The following is a 15058-nucleotide window of genomic DNA, read 5'->3' on the forward strand; positions in this document are numbered from 1 at the left end:
GGATGTCGGTCGCACACACCACATTTCCTGCCTATAGTCGCGCCAGAACGGAATCGCCGGCCCCGCCGGCGGTCCCGAAACAGTTAGTATGCGCGGAGGCAACCATCGCGAGCGAAGCGGATATCAGGAGCGGCCTGACGGAGCATCTTTCCCGTCTGTGGCGCTATGGCCTCGTTCTTTCGCATCAGCGTGATGTGGCCGACGATCTCGTGCAGGCGACCTGCGTTCGCGCGCTGGAGCGGGCCGATCAGTTTATAGCAGGCACGCGGCTCGACCGCTGGCTGTTTTCGATCCTGCATTCGATCTGGCTGAATGAGATCCGTGCCCGCCGCGTACGCCAGGGGCAGGGTTTCGTCGATGCCGACGAGACGCTCACCTTCGACGGCGCCCGCGATACCGAAACGCATGTCATGGCGAACCAGGTTTTGAAACAGGTGCACGCGCTGCCGGAGGCGCAGCGATCGGCGGTGTTTCTCGCCTATGTCGAAGGACTTTCCTATCGCGAGGTCGCTGCCATACTGGATGTTCCGATCGGCACCGTGATGAGCCGGCTGGCAGCTGCCCGCGCGAAGCTCTCCGAACCGTATCGGCAGGGGGATTCGAATGAACACGAAGCATAAAATGCCCTCCGACGAGGAACTGACCGCCTTCATCGATGGTGAGCTTGCGCCCGAAGAGGCTGCCCGCATCGAGGCGATAATCGAGGCAGATGAGGCTGTCGCCGAACGGCTGGAATTCCTGGCGCGTGCAAGCCTGCCTTACAAACAAGCCTTCGCGCCGCTGCTCGATGCCGCTCCGCAGGCAAAGCTTGAATCCATGTTGTGGGCCATCCCCGCCGCCCAGTCTGCAAGGCCGGCTGCCTTCATGAGCCGTCGAGGCTTTCTCGGCGCGCTTGCTGCTTCGATCGTTGCCGGCATCGCCGTCGATCGCGCCGTGATCGGTGTCGGCGCAAGGCTCTCGGGCAAGGATGAAAACAGCGAATGGCGCGCCGTCGTTGCCGAATATATTTCGCTCTATACGCCGGAGACGCTCACCGGTCCGGTTCCGCCCAGAGATGTGCAGGCAGCGCAGCTCGCCAGTCTGGATGGCGACCTCCGCCTGCAACTCTCGCCAGAGCAGGTCGCCCTGCCGGATATCGATTTCAAGCGCGCCCAGATCCTGCAATATGATGGCAAGCCGCTCGCACAGATCGCCTATCTGGATCCCAAAACCGGCCCCATGGCGCTCTGCATCGTCGCCTCCGACGGCGGCCCCAAAGCCCCCGATATCGAGGGCCGCAAGGGCATGAACGTCGTCTACTGGTCAAGCGCCGCCCATGCCTTCATGCTGATCGGCCATGCCCCTGTCGACCGCATGACGGAGATCGCCGACGCCATCAGGGGCAAAATTTCGGTCTAGGCTGACGGACGGCCTCAATTAGCTACGCTCGCAAGCCGAAGATTTGCCTGTGACGCATTGAGAACCTGTGGCTGGGCGTTCACCTCGATGATGCCAGATGGTTTCTGCCTGACGCCCGGCCGTGGCGCCTTGGCCGGAACCGGCGCACTCGCTGCCTTGCCGGGAGCGCAATTGCCTGACATGTTGCTCTCGACATGGGGCTTGCCGTTGCCCGTGCTGACGTAACGGACGCTGCGGGTGCAGACGCCGTTACCGGATATGGTGGAGACCATGGAATATCCCCGCACTCCGGCCGGCAGATCGCTGAGACCGATCGTCGTCAGATTGCCCGGTGATATCAGCATCATGCTGTCGGCTTGCTGCAGCATGGCGGCAGCCTCGCGATCCATGTCGGCGGATATGCGGTCGAGATCGGCAAAGGGTGTCGAAGGCCAGAAAGGATCGAAGAAACCGGGCTCCGGCTGACTGTCGATGCGGACCTGCGGCGGCCAGTCGCCGGCATAGCGAATTTGTTCAATGGAACCATCCGGCAGTCGCATCACGAACACGTGGGTATTGGCGGATTTGTGGGCGATCGTCTCGGCTGCAGCCGGGCCGGCAAGTTCTGCGGCGGCGATGACAGCGGCACTCATCAGGAATGCGATACGAAGCTTTTGCACAATGACCTCCTGAACTGGAAGAACACTATCCAACCGCCCGCGTGGGCAAGCGCGGCGGCAGGACGGATGATCACTGTGACGCCGGCCAAATTTGTGGCGCTTCGCTGCGACGTGGCGCCGCAGACGGGCAGCAACTCCAGCAAAAGTGCCCTGATTTTGCGTTCGGAATTGCGTGGAGACAGAGAGTTTAGAACGGCTGGGTCTTGTCGGACACCGGGCTGATCTGATTGGCGGGAACGAGACGGTTCAGGCAGTTGACATAGGTCGTATACATCTGCTGGAGCCGCGAGAGCGGCACGACCCATGATCCTTCATTTCCGGCAAAATCCAGTTCCATATCGGGCGTGCCAATAAAGGAATTCTTGAGGATCTTCTTGATCTGCGCCACGGCCGTCTTGTCGCTGGCCGGCAGGATGCGAAGCGTCTTGCTGTCGAAGAATTCGGCCGGTACGGCCTTGGTGCCGGAATAGCCGACAAGCGTTACCTTGGTCGCCGTGCCCTTGGGGATATCCCAGCCATCCTTCGAGACGAGCCACATGACGCTGTCGAGGCTCTGGCGGAATTCAGCCGTCTTGCCGAGCTCGTCGTTCCAGACCAGTCGGCAATAGGACGGCTTCTCGTCGACAAACCCGACCGACCACTGCCGCGCGTCGCCCATCCATTCCGTCTCGCTCCCCTGGGCCACGGCCGGAATGAGGAGGGCTGCCAGCAATAGTGCAGAAAAGGTCTTCATGGCTCGAACCATCTCCAAGTCGTGAGGTGATTCTACCGACGGAAGGTTGAGTTTTTGCTACCGGGGTCATCCTCAAGCGTTCCGGCATGCGGCTTGGATTGGCATGTTCGCGGCGATGTGAGCGGCGAGCTTTGGGCGAGATGGTCGCAGCGAGTTCGAGCATGCTCGGTGAGAGCGGGAACGGACCTTTCGGCAGATGTTGGCGCACCCGACTGGAGACGCTATCTTCGGACGGTTTTCTTTTACGACGGCCGGCAGAATTGCTTACGCCGCTTACGATTGCACATATGAACTTCGTAAGCGAATTTCCGCAATGGTTTCAAAGAATTACTGCTTCGCTTACGGACTTACGAAGATAATAGTGAAACTCAGATGGAGAGACAGCCGGTATTCCAGCGGCTGTTGGCTCTCCCCAAGAGAGTTGGAGATAGGTCGTAATTTCGTAATTTCGTAAGCGCGGCAGTTAAAATTATGATTTTGTTATCTAATCGCGCTTACGAAATTTGCCCGCGAACGGCCGCGCTTACAAATTCGGGTATCACACCGATGACGCCCTGAGCAGGTCATTGCCGCTAGGAACGCGGAAAGCGGCAATTTCCCAGCGGTTTTCTCGATCAAGAAAGCGCCAGCGCATGACCTGCTTGCTGAGCAAGCGGATTTCGTCAAAACGTCTCATGGTCATCTTTTGGGGGGCGGTTAAGACAGCGGTCGCGCGGTGCTCATGGGTGTAAAACAACGATGTTGCCGCGCGACCTGCTCACCTTGCAAGGTGTTCTTATTATGTTCTCATTGTGTGGCAGAGTCAACCGCACAGTATTGGCGACGCCCTCCGGGTGCTTCCTCTATGAAGTGGCCGGCGTGGTAGACGGCCGAAGCCCGCCTTTTCGTCTGCCGCAAGCCATTTTTCATCAAGGTGCGGTGCCAGTGAACGTGACGTAGCAATAGCCTTTAGCCAAGCCGTTATCGCCAAACAGCTTCTTCTTGGCAAACCACTCGCATTCGAAGTTTTGCGAACCGGTGAGAAATACGTGTACATGATGCTCAGCACCGCCGGCTTCCACCTCGACACCTCGCGCTGGATTTGTGAATGAAACTCCGGCAGGCGCATCGTAAACCAACCGCACTCTTGTATCGCCTGGATCGTCCTGGTGTACCTCGCTAATTTTAGTTTTGCAGATATGAGTGCTGTTGTCACAGTCCGGCTTTATGCCCAAAGGACTAACACCGCCACCTGTCTTGAATACTGTTGACTGACACGAGCTGATGAGCCCCAGCGTAGTTACACACAACAGAGTTTTTTTCCTCAAAGGCATGATCATCCCCCTTATTGTTAGGCTAAACAATACTGCAACTTAGAGGTAGCTGGACGCAACCTACACTTACTGGTGAGCTGAACTACAACTTCCGTCGTAGGTAAGCAGGCGTTGCGCGCGCGGGACAGAAACTGCCGCAGCCGCTGAGAACGGAAGCCACCATAAACAGGCACACGACCCTGCTCAGCAGTTGTATCTCTCTCCTCACTCGTGTCCCCGCCCGCGGAATATCGTAGGGACACCTGCGGCTTCATGGCACTGAGCAAGCGTCTCCAGCCATGCGGCCAACCCCGCGGGCATTTCGATGTTCCCCGCTTCCAGCGCTTCCACCCACGACAGATCGCATTGCAGCGTGCTGGCAAGGTTTATCGGCGTCCAGCGGATGTGCAGAAGGCATTCGGTGAAGCGAGCAGGGGTCATGGTGGGCTCCAATTCGCGGTAGGCGACACAGCGGCACTGCATGCACGCATGTCAATCACCGCGACATTCGCTGTCTCCTCTTCAGCTTTTCCAGAATTGCCAGGAAGGCGCGAAGCAGAACGACGGCGCAGCGACAAGATTTCCCGAATAGCAGCCGCCCACGCGCCGATAGCCGAGTGCTGCCATGCATGTGTCATGGTACGCGCCCGTACTAGCTTCTGCGATGTGATGATCCATCCGACGAACAACGCATTCATACGATGATCGCTCTGTACTGGCGTTGGCCCAGGTTTCTAAGCCAATTAACAGCAGTCCGAATCCGACTAAGCCTCCAAGAACCAAGCCCAAACCTTTGATCAAAGCACCGAGCACCTTGGAAATGCTATCCATCTTTATCAGTTCGGTTTCTGATCGATCGGCTTGAGCGCGGACGAAATAAGTTCTCCGAGCACACCGTGCAGCATTTGGGCAAAGCCCAGATCCATTCGCAGGCGCGTGGAAACATCGATCACTGGTTCATTCGCTGCATCTACGTGCAGTGCGCCCAAGGAAAGGCAGACCGTGTTATTGTTGACGCGGTTCTCAGTGAAGAAATCGACGAACACTGTGCGAGCTTCGACGTCTCGGATCTCAGCGTCATGATCGCCTACACGCACAACGTTACCCGACTTCACGACTACATCGTTGCTCACAGAGCATTCTCCAAAAAAGTGCAAACGATAACGCTCGACACGATAGCGTTTTGCCGGATGAGTCGCATGATCACCGCAACTATCCCCGTGCGGATGGGCGATTTGTCCACAACTTACACTGGAATGAGACGGCTCCCTGTGGATGTTATTCGACGCGAAACGATAATAGCTTTGGCTAATTCCTATCCTGGCCTCACTCTTTCACGTTCCTCGGACGAACACGAGGGAAAGCAATGCAGGAAAACATCCGCCCAATAGCGCCCGTCAGCATCTCTGGCTTGGAGCCTCAGACGCCGCCGACGGGAATGCCTATCTTCGAGCTCGTCAAGCCGACCGAGCTTTATGTTGATCCCGCGTACCAGCGAAACATCAGTGAGAAGGGCTCTCGCCAGATCAGGCGAATCAGCGAGGATTTCGACTGGGTGAAGTATAAGCCGCCGATCTGCGCGTATGCGGAGTACGATGGTCAGACGATCCTAAAGGTTCTGGACGGCCAGCACACTGCAATTGCCGCGGCTTCCACCCGCCACATCGATAAGATTCCGATCATGATCGTTGAAGCCGAAACCACTGTAGCTCAGGCAAAGGCGTTCATCGGCCAGAACACGGAACGCCTCGGCGTCACCACCCTGCAGCTCCATCAAGCAGCACTCGCAGCGGCCGACGAAGACGCTCAGACACTTGAACTTGTGTGCAGCCGGGCAGGGGTGAAAGTGCTGAAAACGACGAATGCTTATACCGGTACCGGCGTCCGGCAGACGATTGCCATCAAGCAGGTTGAAGCACTCATCAATCGGCGCGGTCCAAAGCTCGCCCGCGAGATCCTGGAGGTGTTGGCAAACGCTGAACGCGGGCCGCTGACGGCGCCTCAGATCAAGGCTGTCGAGTTGCTCACGACCGATGCCGAATACTGCGAGAAAATCGCGCCAGAGGATATGACGGAAGCAATCATTGACCTTCTGTTCACCGCCGAGGACGAGGCGAAGATCTTCGCGGCAACTCATAAGGTCCAGTTCTGGAAGGCACTGGCGATCACCTAGTTCCGGAAGTGCAAGAAGCGGCGACAGTCACTAGCTCGCGTTGCCTAACAAACTTGGCGCCGGCCAGTATTAGACCCGGCGCCTAATGGGATTTTCATCTAGGATGCTGGCTGGATCAGGAAGTAATCCAGCGCGCCCTCAGCTATGGCGTGCGTGACTGACGGATATTTTGGAAGCGGGAGAGTTATTCTGATGCCCCACTGTCGATGGCAGTTGGGAACACATCACGCACCGGATTTTTCATTGCCTTTTTGAGCTCTCCTTCAAATTCCCCAATTCGCCGTGTGCAAATTTCGAAGGATTTTCGATAGTCGCGCATCCGGCTGATGGTGACTGTCACCTTTTTCCGTTCCACCGCATCGATGGGTAGTTCTGAAATGCGAGTGATGTCTTTCCAACCGAATGTGCCTGCGGTCGGACTATGCCAAACATGCATATGGGCAAGAATGTTGCGATACCGCGATGATTTGCTTGTCGCGTCTTTCAGCCGACCCCATTCTTTCCGCAAATGAGCCCATTGTTCTCCGGGAAAGGTATTGGTCACCAGTGCCATCGGAGCATCGATCATTCCCAATCGGTCTCGGAACGATATCACACTGTGAAAGGCCGCCCGCGCGTGAAAAACCTGTTCAACATTGAGGACGGTAGCAAAGACGCTACCTAGAGCATGCTCGACATTGCCCCAGGCTGACATAGTTCGTCCATACTCAGCCATGAACTCAGGCTCATCCAGAGCATAGTCGACGCCGATTGGTTTTCTCCAATCGTAAGGAGGAGGTTCAGTCAATGCCTATCCTCTCACCGGGACCATCTTCGCGGCCAGTCCGATGTCGCCGCTCCAATGGATATCGATAGCAAGCGGTGCGACGACGATCGAGACCGATTGAAAAGCTCGCCGATGACGCCGGCTATCGCGATCCAAGATCGCAAGAAAGCGATGAGCTTGAATCCAGCGTCAGCATTTCGAACCGACATGGACATATCACTTAGAGCTCAGTGCGGCATATTGGAGATTTTCATATTCAAGGTAGAAATCTGAAGCTCCTGTGTTACCAGCCGTGATTCCAGCTCATCAATCTTTTTCGCCAGCATTTGGATCTGTTGCGCCTGCGAATTGTGGTTCTCAACTTCGATCTCGTTGCCGTAATTGAAGCACGCGACGAGCCGTTTCTGCAACGAATCGATCACCGGGCCAACTCCGGACCCGAAGGAAGTCGGCCCATTCAGGCAGTCCGAGCGGTCCATAATTCCAGCACTGGAGACACCCGCCGCAAGTAGAACCAGAGCCGACCCGATGGCGGCAGCCTTCCTCATCTTAGTCCTCCTCGTTAACCGGCTGAGAAATCTCGAAGCAACTGGTTGTGAATTTCGAGGATTTCTTCCGCGACGCCGCTCACGTCTTCCTCTGTCATGTGGTGCAACGTGGACCGGATTGTTCCCTCTCCTTCGGCCTCTTCTGGGCGGCTCGTGACCTTCGCGTGGAGAGCCTGATATTTCTTCCCTGTCTCGCCGATCATCTTTGTCGGGTCTACGGTTACAAGAGAGACAAACGCGTGCTCGACACGAGTACGAATATCTCCAAGCCCGACCAGATTGCTGACCGCTGACGCGAACTTCTCCCGATGGTATCCCTCAATCGACATAACGTTGTCCCTCCCCAATGTTTCGCGTTGCAGTCGCAACCTGCCAGAGCGACCGATGAATCGCAACATGTTGCAAAGCATGTCGCGTGGAGTCGCCGTGGCACGTTGGAAACCCTCGGAAATGCAGGAACCATGTTGCAACCGCATGCGACACGAAACGGCCCACCATCCGCATCGCTAACGCTCATATGATACTGATTTCTTTGAAGAAAAGGTTTGGCTGGGGAACCTGGATTCGAACCAAGATCGACGGAGTCAGAGTCCGCTGTTCTACCATTGAACTATTCCCCAGCAGCTGCGAACCCAAGTTGGCTCGGCTGGTGTGCGGCGCTTATAAACAAAAGCTGGCAGATTGCAAATACCCGTTTTGAAAAAATTCGACCCTTCCAATCCGCGTGAAAATCGGGCGGCTAAAATCCGGAATCAAAAAGAATTTGGTGATTTCGCCGGTCGCTGATATCTTCGCGCCAACGCAAAAATCGAATGAGCGCCTGCTGCATACCTTTCAGGACTTGCGCGGCGCGATGGAAAACGAACGTGGAAGACCCCGAAGGCGGCGCTAGGCCGCAATTTGACGGGGCGTTGGCGGCAGGGCGCAAGGACGGCAAGAAGTCCAGGCGCCGTAAGGGCAAGCGTGGCGGGCAATCCCGCAACGCCGCTCAGCCCGCTTCGCATGATCTTTCTGGCCATGCCGGCGAGACAGCGCGCCCGAAGGAAGACACGGAAAGCCCGGCCCGTAAGCGGAAACGCCGCCGTCGTGGTGGGCGTGGCACATCTCAACCCGATATCGCCGCTCAGCCCCAAGCCGTTGTTCAGATCGTCACGCACAGTCATGGTGGAACACGGCCGGATGGCGATTCGCCCTCCAGCCGCCGCAACCGCCGCAAGCATCGCAGCAAGCGCGGTCTGCAGGGCAGGCCTCTCGTCCCTGTGCAGGCGCCGCCGTCTGCGAGACCCGAGCATCGCGCTGATGCTCCTACGCGACCTTCTCCGCGCGAGGTCCACGACGCCGAAGCTGCAAATCGCAGGAGCCGGCAGTCAGGTCCTGAAGTTGAGCGGGCAGGGGGCGAACATCCTTGGCCGGATGAGCTCTATGCGGCGCTTGATCTCGGCACCAACAATTGCCGTCTGCTGATCGCTCAGCCCACGCGCCCCGGCCAGTTCCGCGTCGTCGATGCGTTTTCCCGTATCGTGCGCCTCGGCGAAGGGCTTGCCGCCAGCGGCAGGCTGTCCGACGAAGCGATGGAGCGGGCTGTCGATGCGCTCAGGATTTGCGCCTCCAAGCTTCGGAGCCGCGAGATCCGCCGCATGCGGCTGATTGCGACCGAGGCCTGCCGCCAGGCGGCCAATGGCGAGGAATTTCTGAAACGCGTCGTGGCAGAAACCGGGCTGGACCTTGAAATCATCGATCGCGAAACCGAGGCGCGACTTGCCGTGTCAGGCTGCTCGTCGCTGGTCGGCCGCGAGACGCGCTCCGTCGTTCTTTTCGATATCGGTGGCGGCTCCTCGGAGATCGCCGTCATCCGCATCGGCGATAACCGCTTCGCCCGCCTTGCCAATCACATCACCCACTGGACCTCGCTGCCCGTCGGCGTCGTTACTCTCTCGGAACGGCACGGTGGCCGGGATGTGACGCCGGAGGTTTTCGAGGGCATGGTAAGTGAGGTTGCGGGCATGCTGTCGAATTTCGATTGCCCCGAGATCGAGATTGCCGAAGATGGCGATTTCCATCTGATCGGCACTTCGGGCACGGTGACGACACTCGCTGGCGTGCATCTCGACCTGCCGCGTTACGACCGCCGCAAGGTCGATGGCATATGGCTGTCAGATGATGAGGTTTCCGCCATGCAGGCGAAGCTTCTCTCCTGGAATTTCGAAAGCCGCGCCGCCAATCCCTGCATAGGGCCGGATCGCGCCGATCTGGTGCTTGCAGGCTGCGCCATTCTGGAGGCGATCCGCCGCCGCTGGCCGAGCCCGCGCATGCGTGTTGCCGATCGCGGCTTGAGGGAAGGTCTGCTCACCGACATGATGGCCGATGACGGCGTCTGGCGGCGGAATCGCAACCGTCGCGGCCAGCGGGGAAACAAGGGGTAGGCATGACCAAAGCACCGATCGGCCGCAAGCTCGGCCAGCGCGTCAAAAAAAAGAAGCTGAAGGCCTCATCCCGCCAGTGGCTGCAGCGCCATATCAACGATCCCTATGTGCAGCGCGCCCAGCTCGAGGGCTATCGCGCACGTGCGGCCTTCAAGCTGCTGGAGATCGATGAGAAGTACCATATCCTGAAGGGCGCAAAGCGCATCATCGATCTCGGTGCTGCCCCCGGCAGCTGGTCACAGATCGCCGCGAAGGTGACAGGATCGACGGACGAGGATGTCCGCGTTGCCGCAATCGACTTTCTGGAAATGGCCCAGCTTCCCGGCGTCAAGATCCTCCAACTGGACTTCCTTGATCCCACAGCGCCGGAGAAGCTGATGGAGGCCGTCGGCGGCACGCCCGATCTGGTGATTTCGGATATGGCCGCCCCAACGACTGGCCACCACCGCACCGACCATCTGCGCACCATGCACCTTTGTGAGGTCGCAGCGCACTTTGCCGTCGAAGTGCTGGGCGAGGGTGGGCATTTCCTCGCCAAGACCTTCCAGGGCGGTACCGAACGGGATCTGCTCGCCATGCTGAAGCAGCATTTCCGTCAGGTCGTGCACGTCAAACCTGCTTCATCTCGTGCCGAATCGGTCGAGATGTTCCTGCTGGCGAAGGGTTTCAAAGGCCGCAAGGCCGAGGCGGAGCCCGAGGAGGCTTGATCTTTGCACCCGTCCTGCGGATGATGATTTCCCAGGACTGGATACCACCGATCCCATGCTTCTTTACGTTACACTCGGAACCAACGATCTCTATCGCGCCCGGCATTTCTATGATGCCGTCCTGCCGGTGCTCGGCTACCGGTGCCAGCGCTATTCGGAGGAGGAGATCGGCTATGCCGCCGATGGCGACACACGCTGCCGCTTCTGGGTCGTAACCCCTTTCAACAGGCGCCGGGCGACGAACGGCAACGGCTCGATGGTGGCCTTCGAGGCGGAAACGCGGGCGGCGGTCGATGCCTTCCATGTAGCGGCAATTGCGGCCGGCGCTATCGATGAAGGCGAGCCGGGGCTGCGCTCCTATCACGCGCATTTCTACGCAGCCTATGTCAGGGATCCTGACGGCAACAAGCTATGCGCGGTCTGCGAAAAGGCCGAAGAACCGCCGTTTATTTGACCGGCTGCTGCTCGGCGTTGATCGTCGACGGCACGCGCTTGGCGCGGTGGCCCGACACGGAAGCCCCAGCGTCCTTGGCCATGAGGACAAAGGGGATGGTGGCGATGACAGTCAGCCCGGCGATGATGAAGAAAGCGATGTGGAAATCGGTGACCTGCAGCTCGGCTCCACGGAAATAGATCGAGGTTTCCAGGATCGAGGCGGCAACCGCGACGCCGAGCGCCAGGCTGATCTGCTGCATCACCGAGGCCATGGATGTCGCCTGGCTTGCCTGCGCATCGTCGATATCTGCAAAGGCCAGCGCATTGACGCCGGTGAACATGAAGGAGCGGGAGAAGCCGCCAAGCAGCAGCACGCCGATGATGACGAGATGCGGCGTCTCCGGCGTGAAGAGACCGGTCACGGCGGTCACGAGCGTCGTCACCGCGCCGGCGCAGAGAAGCGTGGTGCGAAAGCCGATCGCCTTGTAGACGCGCCGCGCGATGAACTTCGTGGTAATCGCGCCGATCGCGCCGGCAAACGTAATGAGGCCGGACTGAAAGGGCGTAAGACCAAATCCGAGCTGCAGCATCAGTGGCGTCAGAAAGGGCATTGCGCCGACGCAGATGCGAAACAGCGTGCCGCCGCTCGTCGAGGCGCGGAAGGTCGAATTCTTGAACAGGTTCAGATCGAGAATCGGCGTCGGATAGCGCCTGGCGTGACGCACATAGAGCACGCCGCAGAGGATGCCGACAGCAGTGGCCGCAATGCCGATGATCGGCGGCAGGGCCGGAAGACTGACGACCGAGAAGCCGAAGACGACGCCTGCAGCTGCAAGGCTGGTCAGGATAAAACCCGCGAAATCGAGTTTCGGCGGAGCCGCCGCCTCTATGTCCGGCAGGAAGATTGTCGCGAGCCACACGCCGATGATGCCGACAGGCACGTTGATGAGGAAGATCCAGTGCCAGCTGAAATAAGTGGTGATGAAGCCGCCGAGCGGGGGACCGGCAAGCGGGCCGACAAGGGCCGGGATCGTCAAGAGCGCCATGGCCGAGACCAGTTCGCTCTTCTGCGTCGTTCGCACCAGCACGAGACGCCCGACAGGCGTCATCATTGCGCCGCCCATGCCCTGCAAGAAGCGTGCGAAGACGAATTCGACGAGGCCGGAGGAGAAGGCGCAGAAGATGGAGCCGACGACGAAAACACAGATCGCCAGCCGGAAGATATTCTTTGCGCCGAACCGGTCCGCCATCCAGCCGCTGATCGGAATGAACACCGCAAGCGCCACCATGTAGGACGTAAGAGCCAGTTTCAGGGTAATCGGTCCGACATGCAGATCGGCCGCAATCGCCGGCAGGGCCGTCGAGATCACGGTCGAGTCCATCTGTTCCATGAAGAGGGCAACGGCGAGGATCAGCGGGACGATGCGGTTCATAGGCGAATGCCTTGATGGATGCGGATGGGGCTTGGAAGGCCCGTGCTGTGTAGTCCCAGTTATGGGCTGTGCCAATCGGTCCCGGTGATCCGTTTGGATCACGACTGCGTGACACTGCTTGTTCGATACCTTCGTCTCTCGAGATTGATATATGCTTACCGGGCCAGGACGACGTCTGAGCCAGACGCATGGCTCCCATGTGAAGGCTCTACTCGAAAATCGAAGTCGATTTCCAAAGCCTGATGCATAAATTCAAGGTGTTAAAGCGTCCTCTGTGCGTCCAAATGGATGTACGGCGCTTCAGGCTTGGCTATTTTCCCGGCTTTTTTGCTATTTCCTTCCTGTCATAGACGTGTTACCAGCCCTCGCCAACTTCCATAAACTCATGCACACCGCCGGTGCGGACGATTCGTACCGGGTAGGTTGCATTTTTCTTTCTTGAAGGAATTTGGCCATGGCTCGCATCATTGAAACGCCAACCGGACTGGACGCACTCACCTTCGATGACGTGCTGCTGCAACCCGGTCATTCCGAAGTCCTCCCCGGCCAGACGAGCGTGGCAACACGCCTTGCACCGGATTTCGAATTGAATATCCCGATCATCTCGGCCGCGATGGACACCGTCACCGAAGGCCGTCTGGCGATCGCAATGGCCCAGGCCGGCGGCCTCGGCGTCATTCATAAGAACCTGACGCCGGCTGAACAGGCAGAGCAGGTTCGCCAGGTCAAGAAGTTCGAAAGCGGCATGGTCGTCAATCCGGTGACGATCGGCCCCGACGCGACGCTTGCCGACGCCCTGGCGCTGATGAAGATGCACGGTATCTCCGGCATTCCGGTCGTCGAAAAGTCCGGCCTTCTCGTCGGCATCCTCACCAATCGCGACGTCCGCTTTGCATCCGATCCGACCCAGAAGATCTTCGAACTTATGACCCGCGAAAATCTCGTGACGGTCAAGGAAAGCGTCGATCAGCAGGAGGCCAAGCGTCTGCTGCACTCCCATCGCATCGAAAAGCTGCTGGTGGTCGATGGCGAGGGCCGCTGCGTCGGTCTCATCACCGTCAAGGATATCGAAAAGGCGCAGCTGAACCCGAACGCATCGAAGGATGCGCAGGGCCGCCTGCGGGCTGCTGCTGCCGTCGGTGTTGGTGACGATGGTTTCGAGCGCGCCGAACGGCTGATCGATGCAGGTGTCGACCTGCTCGTCGTCGATACCGCGCACGGTCATTCGGCGCGTGTTCTGGAAGCCGTTGGCCGCGTCAAGAAGCTCTCCAATTCCGTTCGCATCATGGCCGGCAACGTCGCGACCTATGACGGCACCAAGGCGCTGATCGATTCCGGTGCCGACGTCGTCAAGGTCGGTATCGGGCCGGGTTCGATCTGCACGACGCGCATCGTCGCCGGCGTCGGCGTTCCGCAGCTTGCCGCCATCATGTCGGCGGTCGAGGCCGCAAAGGATCAGGGTATTCCCGTGATCGCCGATGGGGGCATCAAGTTCTCGGGCGATGTAGCCAAGGCGATTGCTTCGGGCGCTTCTGCCGTCATGGTCGGCTCCCTGCTCGCCGGCACCGATGAAAGCCCGGGTGAGGTCTATCTCTATCAGGGCCGTTCCTTCAAGGCCTATCGCGGCATGGGCTCCGTCGGCGCCATGGCCCGCGGTTCGGCGGACCGCTACTTCCAGGCAGAAGTGCGCGACACGCTGAAGCTTGTGCCTGAAGGCATCGAGGGCCAGGTGCCTTACAAGGGTCCCGTGTCCGGCGTCCTGCATCAGCTCGCAGGTGGTCTCAAGGCTGCCATGGGTTACGTCGGAGGCAAGGACATCAAGGAGTTCCAGGAGCGTGCTACCTTCGTGCGCATCTCCAGCGCCGGTCTGCGTGAGAGCCATCCGCATGACGTGACCATCACCCGCGAAAGCCCGAACTATCCGGGCGCCGGCGCCTGACAATGAAGTCGGGCAGCTCGATTCCGCTCTGGATCATCGCGCTGCTCGCAGCCCTCTGCCTCGTCGTCCTCGGCTGGACCACCTTCGGCTTCACCATGCCCTTCGAGCATGAGACCGGGCAGGCAGTGCTCGATACATATTTTGCAGGCTATGACGAGTCCGCCGTCTTCCATATGCAGACGCTGCTCGATCGGAACGAGACGGCGAGCCGCATTCTCCGGGCCATGTATTTCGGCCCGGAACTCGTCTTTCCGGCTTTGCTGACAGCCCTTCTATTCCTGATTTTCCTGCGGCTCGGCCCGATCGGGACATGGCGCGGCCGGCCGGCGCCCCGCCTGCTCGGCCGTATCACCTACATCCTGCCCTTCATATACGGGCTTGCCGACTACGGCGAAAACATCTCGAGCCTGGTGGCCTTCAGCGACAGCGGCGCGGCAGGTCTTGCCGCACAGATCCTGCCGTGGATGACGAAGCTGAAATTCGCAAGCCTTGCAGTCTGTACCATTCTGATCGTGAGGGGCGCGATTCTCCGTTGGTCGCGCGAAAACTGAG

The 15058-nt window shown here is 59.0% G+C and carries 19 protein-coding genes and 1 tRNA gene; 8 read left to right on the forward strand and 12 right to left on the reverse strand.

Going from position 1 to position 15058, the window contains the following annotated elements; genetic code table 11:
* The first annotated feature begins 2 nt into the window (after positions 1 to 2).
* Positions 3 to 620, forward strand: coding sequence for an RNA polymerase sigma factor (locus FHT78_RS23830; RefSeq protein WP_183749039.1), 618 nt, complete (start codon positions 3 to 5; stop codon positions 618 to 620).
* On the forward strand, positions 604 to 1398 hold the full coding sequence (locus tag FHT78_RS23835) for an anti-sigma factor (protein WP_183749040.1): 795 nt from the start codon (positions 604 to 606) through the stop codon (positions 1396 to 1398). The genes FHT78_RS23830 and FHT78_RS23835 overlap by 17 nt, the downstream gene beginning before the upstream one ends.
* Positions 1399 to 1412: 14 nt before the next feature.
* Here FHT78_RS23835 and FHT78_RS23840 read toward each other — a convergent pair whose 3' ends face one another.
* The 7 genes from FHT78_RS23840 to FHT78_RS23870 form a co-directional block, all read right to left on the reverse strand.
* Positions 1413 to 2057 carry a hypothetical protein gene (locus FHT78_RS23840; RefSeq protein WP_183749041.1) on the reverse strand — a complete coding sequence of 215 codons (645 nt, stop codon included), beginning with the start codon at positions 2055 to 2057 and terminating at the stop codon, positions 1413 to 1415.
* Positions 2058 to 2244: 187 nt separating this feature from the next.
* The gene (locus FHT78_RS23845; RefSeq protein WP_183749042.1) at positions 2245 to 2790 is read right to left on the reverse strand and encodes a hypothetical protein; all 546 of its coding nucleotides are present in this window, start codon (positions 2788 to 2790) and stop codon (positions 2245 to 2247) included.
* Between the two features lie 538 nt (positions 2791 to 3328).
* Positions 3329 to 3526: a hypothetical protein gene (locus tag FHT78_RS23850; RefSeq protein WP_183749043.1), complete on the reverse strand. Its 198-nt coding sequence runs from the start codon at positions 3524 to 3526 to the stop codon at positions 3329 to 3331.
* Between the two features lie 172 nt (positions 3527 to 3698).
* Complete coding sequence (locus tag FHT78_RS23855; protein WP_183749044.1) at positions 3699 to 4103, reverse strand: hypothetical protein; 405 nt, start codon at positions 4101 to 4103, stop codon at positions 3699 to 3701.
* A gap of 204 nt (positions 4104 to 4307) precedes the next feature.
* Positions 4308 to 4523 (reverse strand): hypothetical protein, encoded by a 216-nt coding sequence (locus FHT78_RS23860; protein WP_183749045.1) that lies wholly within the window; start codon positions 4521 to 4523, stop codon positions 4308 to 4310.
* 81 nt (positions 4524 to 4604) lie between these two features.
* Complete coding sequence (locus FHT78_RS23865) at positions 4605 to 4913, reverse strand: hypothetical protein (RefSeq protein WP_183749046.1); 309 nt, start codon at positions 4911 to 4913, stop codon at positions 4605 to 4607.
* 5 nt (positions 4914 to 4918) lie between these two features.
* On the reverse strand, positions 4919 to 5215 hold the full coding sequence (locus FHT78_RS23870; RefSeq protein ID WP_183749047.1) for a hypothetical protein: 297 nt from the start codon (positions 5213 to 5215) through the stop codon (positions 4919 to 4921).
* 305 nt (positions 5216 to 5520) lie between these two features.
* On the opposite strand from FHT78_RS23870, the gene FHT78_RS23875 reads away from it, so the two are divergent.
* Positions 5521 to 6255: a DUF6551 family protein gene (locus FHT78_RS23875; protein ID WP_183749048.1), complete on the forward strand. Its 735-nt coding sequence runs from the start codon at positions 5521 to 5523 to the stop codon at positions 6253 to 6255.
* A gap of 184 nt (positions 6256 to 6439) precedes the next feature.
* On the opposite strand, the gene FHT78_RS23880 is transcribed toward FHT78_RS23875, so the two are convergent.
* The 4 genes from FHT78_RS23880 to FHT78_RS23895 all read right to left on the reverse strand — a co-directional run bounded on the left by FHT78_RS23880 (position 6440) and on the right by FHT78_RS23895 (position 8189).
* Complete coding sequence (locus FHT78_RS23880; protein WP_183749049.1) at positions 6440 to 7042, reverse strand: hypothetical protein; 603 nt, start codon at positions 7040 to 7042, stop codon at positions 6440 to 6442.
* 206 nt (positions 7043 to 7248) lie between these two features.
* Entirely contained in the window at positions 7249 to 7569 is a 321-nt protein-coding gene (locus tag FHT78_RS23885; RefSeq protein WP_183749050.1) for a hypothetical protein, read from the reverse strand.
* Between the two features lie 14 nt (positions 7570 to 7583).
* Entirely contained in the window at positions 7584 to 7898 is a 315-nt protein-coding gene (locus FHT78_RS23890; protein WP_183749051.1) for a hypothetical protein, read from the reverse strand.
* Between the two features lie 217 nt (positions 7899 to 8115).
* Positions 8116 to 8189: transfer RNA gene (locus tag FHT78_RS23895), tRNA-Gln, on the reverse strand.
* Between the two features lie 246 nt (positions 8190 to 8435).
* On the opposite strand from FHT78_RS23895, the gene FHT78_RS23900 reads away from it, so the two are divergent.
* The 3 genes from FHT78_RS23900 to FHT78_RS23910 are packed head-to-tail and all read left to right on the forward strand — an operon-like array spanning position 8436 to position 11153.
* Positions 8436 to 9992, forward strand: coding sequence for a Ppx/GppA phosphatase family protein (locus FHT78_RS23900; protein ID WP_183749052.1), 1557 nt, complete (start codon positions 8436 to 8438; stop codon positions 9990 to 9992).
* A gap of 2 nt (positions 9993 to 9994) precedes the next feature.
* The gene (locus tag FHT78_RS23905) at positions 9995 to 10699 is read left to right on the forward strand and encodes an RlmE family RNA methyltransferase (RefSeq protein WP_183749053.1); all 705 of its coding nucleotides are present in this window, start codon (positions 9995 to 9997) and stop codon (positions 10697 to 10699) included.
* A gap of 55 nt (positions 10700 to 10754) precedes the next feature.
* On the forward strand, positions 10755 to 11153 hold the full coding sequence (locus FHT78_RS23910; protein ID WP_183749054.1) for a VOC family protein: 399 nt from the start codon (positions 10755 to 10757) through the stop codon (positions 11151 to 11153).
* On the opposite strand, the gene FHT78_RS23915 is transcribed toward FHT78_RS23910, so the two are convergent.
* Complete coding sequence (locus tag FHT78_RS23915) at positions 11146 to 12567, reverse strand: DHA2 family efflux MFS transporter permease subunit (protein ID WP_183749055.1); 1422 nt, start codon at positions 12565 to 12567, stop codon at positions 11146 to 11148. The genes FHT78_RS23910 and FHT78_RS23915 overlap by 8 nt on opposite strands.
* Before the next feature lie 454 nt (positions 12568 to 13021).
* Between FHT78_RS23915 and guaB the strand changes: the two genes are divergently transcribed.
* The gene (guaB, locus tag FHT78_RS23920) at positions 13022 to 14506 is read left to right on the forward strand and encodes an IMP dehydrogenase (RefSeq protein WP_183749056.1); all 1485 of its coding nucleotides are present in this window, start codon (positions 13022 to 13024) and stop codon (positions 14504 to 14506) included.
* A 2-nt stretch (positions 14507 to 14508) separates the two neighbouring features.
* Entirely contained in the window at positions 14509 to 15057 is a 549-nt protein-coding gene (locus FHT78_RS23925) for a hypothetical protein (protein WP_183749057.1), read from the forward strand.
* The last annotated feature ends 1 nt before the right edge of the window (position 15058 follow it).

Source organism: Rhizobium sp. BK196, assembly GCF_014193255.1.
GTDB lineage: Bacteria > Pseudomonadota > Alphaproteobacteria > Rhizobiales > Rhizobiaceae > Rhizobium.